Origin of the sequence: Maribacter sp., assembly GCF_049667165.1 — a bacterium.
In the GTDB taxonomy this organism is placed as follows: Bacteria; Bacteroidota; Bacteroidia; order Flavobacteriales; family Flavobacteriaceae; genus Maribacter_A.
In genome coordinates this window covers 1-4,536 of the sequence record NZ_JBATHS010000011.1, presented here as the reverse complement: position 1 = coordinate 4,536, position 4,536 = coordinate 1, and the positions used below count along the sequence as shown (strand labels likewise).

2 protein-coding genes are annotated in these 4,536 nt (G+C 46.0%); both read right to left on the bottom strand.

What is annotated here, in order from left to right; translation table 11 throughout:
• Nucleotides 1–997 (bottom strand): uroporphyrinogen decarboxylase family protein (locus tag WBM98_RS00420; RefSeq protein ID WP_424364034.1); only part of this gene is annotated, 997 nt, incomplete at its 3' end.
• Between the two features lie 47 nt (nucleotides 998–1,044).
• Entirely contained in the window at nucleotides 1,045–4,500 is a 3,456-nt protein-coding gene (locus WBM98_RS00415; protein ID WP_424364033.1) for a DUF5107 domain-containing protein, read from the bottom strand.
• Nucleotides 4,501–4,536 lie beyond the last annotated feature (36 nt).

The window sequence follows — 4,536 nt, the reverse complement described above, 5'->3', positions numbered from 1 at the left end:
TTTTCTTCAAGATGTCACCCATTTTCATCACGTTTTCCGGAGGGGTCAAAACACTGATCTCACAACCGCCCGAAAGGATGAACTTTTCATTTTTGGTCTCCGCCAGTAGGGCATGCACCTTCTCCTCCAATTCCGCCAGCGTGGCATTCTGGATAAAAACGGGATTAATATTGCCCTTGATCACGACGTCATCCCCCAATAATTGACGCGCCTTTACGGGGTCTACATCATAGTCGATATCCACAATGTCGAAATTCAAACCCCGTATCGAAGGCAATAGATGTTCTATGTTCCCGCAAATATGGAGTTTCGACTTGGCACCCAAGGCATGTAAATGATCTGACAACTCCATATGCCGATCCCTAACGAATTGGTCATAGGAACCTACATCGATCTGGGAGCAAATGGCATCACCGATACCGATATAATCACAGCCCTCGTTGATCTGTGCCTCGGCAAATTCCTTGGCCACAACCATACATTTATCCAATAGTCGATGCACCAAATCGGGATCGCACATCAGATGTACCAACATTTCACTTACCCCGGCCAACGTACAGGCTTCTGCTAGAGGGCCTTCGATCCACCCCCCGAGGGGTACGGTGCCTTTTAGCCTTTTCTGGTAATACGTCGCCCCAAGGATCCGATCGCGCGTACGTACAGCCGTATATACATCGGGAATGGGCAAACGTTTTACATCTTCTTCATTTTGGACCAGCTTTTGTAAACATCGCGGCACCCCTTCCGGGATAAAATCGATTTTTGCCCCGAACGCAGCGGTTTCCCGATACGGGTCACTGATCAGACTTACGGCATCCAAGTCAAAATATTCCAAACACTTTAGGTTCGAATCCACCAACGTTTTGTAGTCCGATGCAAATTCACCATACGTACGTCCTTTAAACCGTGCTGCAAAATGCATCAAAATAGGTTTGAACAGAATTTTGGGTATGTCATCCCCATTCAGTAGGCGGTGGAATTGTTCTTTTTTAGTCAAATCTGAGTATTTGGTCGAAAGTCAAAAGTCAATGGTATTCGATTCTTTTATTTTAGTTCCGCTAGTTTGGCCCGTGACCATACATGATTAATATCCAACGCTGCCGCTTTTTCAAATTCGGAGCGTGCTTCTTCCGTCTGGTCAAGACCAAGCTTTCCGAGCCCAATGAGATAGTGCGCATTTGCCTGACGGGTTTCCTTGGTCATGCGATCTCCGAATTTTGCAAAAAAGTCCATCCCCGTAGTTGATTCAATGGCTTCCAATTGTCTTTGCCCGGTTTGGATCAAGCCTTCGAATATAGTTTTCGCTTCTGCCGTTTGCCCTAATTTTTTAAGGGCATACCCACGGTAATAATGGGGAATGTCCCATCCGCTCGATAATCGTTCCTTTAAAACTTCGGCATAGACCTGTTTGGCCTTTTTGGATTCACCCATAGTTTCATACAATGAGGCCGTATAACAAAGTACTTCCCCGATTCGGCTATCGGTCCAGGGTTTCGCGGCCTCCATACTCAATGGAAATTCGCCTGCCGCCTTAAAGTTCGCCAAAGCCTTATCAAATTGTTGTGTATTACTATATGCAACCCCTTGTAATAGATTGGCATCTACATAGGAGGTATATACATTGCTACCACCTTCCCATCTTTTAAAATGAAAAGGTTGCATCATAGCGAGGGCTTTTTCATACTGACCTAGGGACACATACAATTCCACCTCCCGTTCTAAGGGGGGCAAGTATTCGCTTTTTATAATGTTGTCGTGGTATTTCTGTAGCAAGTCCAATCGCTTTTGAAGGGGCTCTTGGGCTGTTTTGTACACATCCTCAAGTTCATAAACGACCCTGCTGTCCGCAGGATTCATGGCAACCGCTTTTTCATAGTATTGCATGGATAGCGCTACGTGTCCTCCTTTTTTGTCAAAGGCGAGTCCGAGGTTGCGATAGACCGTGGGGTTATCACTTCCCAGATCCTTTGATTTTTCCCATAGCCTGATAGCTTCTTCGGGCTGAAAATCATATAATATATTCCCGAGGTAATAAGGCGCCATTGCATCCTCGGGATTATGCGCCATGGCCGCATTGAGCACCTGGATCATTTCCAACTGAAAAGGGAAGCCATAGTCCGACGGCATTTCCGATGCCAGTTTATAGTACTTGGCAGCATTGTCCTGATCCCCTTTTTGTTCATAGCCAAAGGCCGTATAGTAATACAACAGGGGATAGGTGCTTACGTTCTCTAGATTCTTGCCGATCAGGCGTTGTAGTATTTCAATAGCCTCATCCCATAGGCCACAATTGCCATAATCAGCAGCCAGTTCCAAATAGGAGTTCACCTCGTCGCGCATTATCGCATCCAGGGTATTTAAACACTTTTGGGCTTTTAAATCCGTACCGAGCTCGCGAAGGGCTAACTGGAATTCGTTCCTGGACCAAAAATCGAGAAGATCCTCTGACATGGTTTGACTGGCCACGCTAAGCGCCCCTTTTGGATTCCCCATTTTTCGAAGAATGGTAGTTTTTAGGTTCCTTGCCTTAAGATGGTCTTTTTCATTCGCCAGACTCCCTTCAAGATGGTTCAGTGCCTCTTGATAATCTCCTTGAAGGCAGGCTATCTGGGCCATTGCAAAATATGCGGGGGCCTTGAAACTCTTGTCCCAGGTGGCATAATACAGCGCATCATAGGCTTCTTTATACTGTCCTGTAGCCTGTAACGCAAGCCCTAGATAGTAAAATGCTTCGGTAGTACGTGCATGGGTATAGTTCCAGTTGGTTCTTTTAACGGCCCTCGTCAAATGGTCCTTGGCTTTAGCGAACATCCCTTTTTTGAGCATAAGGATGCCCACGGCTGTATTTACACGTTGGTCCCCTGGATCCCTTCTTAAGGCCTCTTCATAATAGGGCATTGGATCCACACTGGGATTGTAGAATTGCTCCAAACGCATTCCGGTGAGATAAAGCATCTCGTTAGTTTCGATTTCCGAGGGTAGTTTGGGGGTTTCCGCTTCTTTTGGCATTGGCGTTCTTGTACCCTTTTCCAAGTTGCCCTCATAGGAATAGGCGGGAAAAGCACCAGGGGAAGTTTTTTTAGGGGAATAGGAGATTAGCTCCAATCCTTCTGCCGAATGTAAAGAAACCATTACATCATTGGGTCTGGCATGGGCGGGCAGCGTGAGCTTTTTATTGTACGGGGTATTGGGATCGATGTCGATCGTTTCCTCCAAGAAGAGGTTGGTACCGATCTGTAAACGTACTATGGCATTCTTTCGACTTGAGGTGGCATTGAAGGCGATACTTGCTTTGTTCCCTTTGTCGATGTCAAGATTGACAGCAGCTTCTTTATTCGCATTTTTTACATCGCCCATCATGTGGCGAACAGGATAGAAGTATTGGGTTATTCTTTTGGTTTCTCCGGGTTGGATCCAAGCATAATCGGGTTCATTGTCGGAGTATCCCCCAGCCATGAGTTCCAGCTCAGGGCCATCCCCATCGGTAAGGATCTGGTCCCATACTTTTCCCCGATCGCCACTACCGGTGGTCCAGAATTTTTTCCCGGGAACGGTATGGTTGTCCCCGATGATCGCGGTACCCGCTTGCTTGCCATGGTCATAGCCGACCATCCAGTCATCCTCATAATTATAGGCGAAAAAAGAGATCTGTTTAAAATTGTTTTTCCAAAGGCTTATGTCCGTCCCATCGGTGCCAAGTTGCTTGCCCAATGCGGTAAAATCGACCCCGTTATAGGTCTCATGGGCAATGGGCCAACCTGCATATTCCCTTTTGGCATGCTGGGTCACCCATTCGGTACTAGGTGGAAAAATAACCTGGTAATCTTCGTTGGAATGCACCCCCGCATTGGTAAAATATAACATGGAGTGTATGAATGGGGATCGATTATAGGCGACCATCGTGGTTTCAAAATACGATTTTCCAGGATGCACGGTAACGCCAACCCTCCATTTCATGCGATGGCGCAATTCAATTTCACCTACCCAGGCTGTTACGCTTCCGTCGGGATGGTCTTCGATGATATAATCCACGGGCATGAATGATGTGGCCCGATGATGATGGAAAACATTCCATTCTATACCTCCGGAAATCCATGCGCCCAACATACCGATCAATACAGGTTTAATGGCACTCTGTTTGTATATGAAATTATAACCATTGGTTTTATCGAGCCCGGTAAAGAGTTTTCCCCCAATTTCGGGCAAGATGCTAGCCTTGACAAACTCATTCTCAAGATTTAGGGCCTTATAGGTCTTATCGATTCGAACATCGGTAAGTACTTCCCGTATGGGATAGGGATAGACCCTTCCTTGGGCTCCCTGATAGGCCCTTCCAAAATAAAATCTCGGATTTTTTCCTTCTTCACCCGTTAGATAGGTAGGAAGCACAATGTCTTCTTCCCAGATCTTAGCAGTGGTAACTTTCTCATTTTGTGCGGATAGAAAATTGTTTAGGGCAAATAGTAGAATGGTACAGCTAAGGAGTTTTAAATTTTTCATTAGAGTGGTAAATTTTTACATCGCTGGGTTTAATGG

What these genes read in the sequence shown, in the direction of transcription:
- WBM98_RS00415 (WP_424364033.1), bottom strand. Translation starts at nt 4,500, where the DNA reads ATGAAAAATTTAAAACTCCTTAGCTGTACCATTCTACTATTTGCCCTA.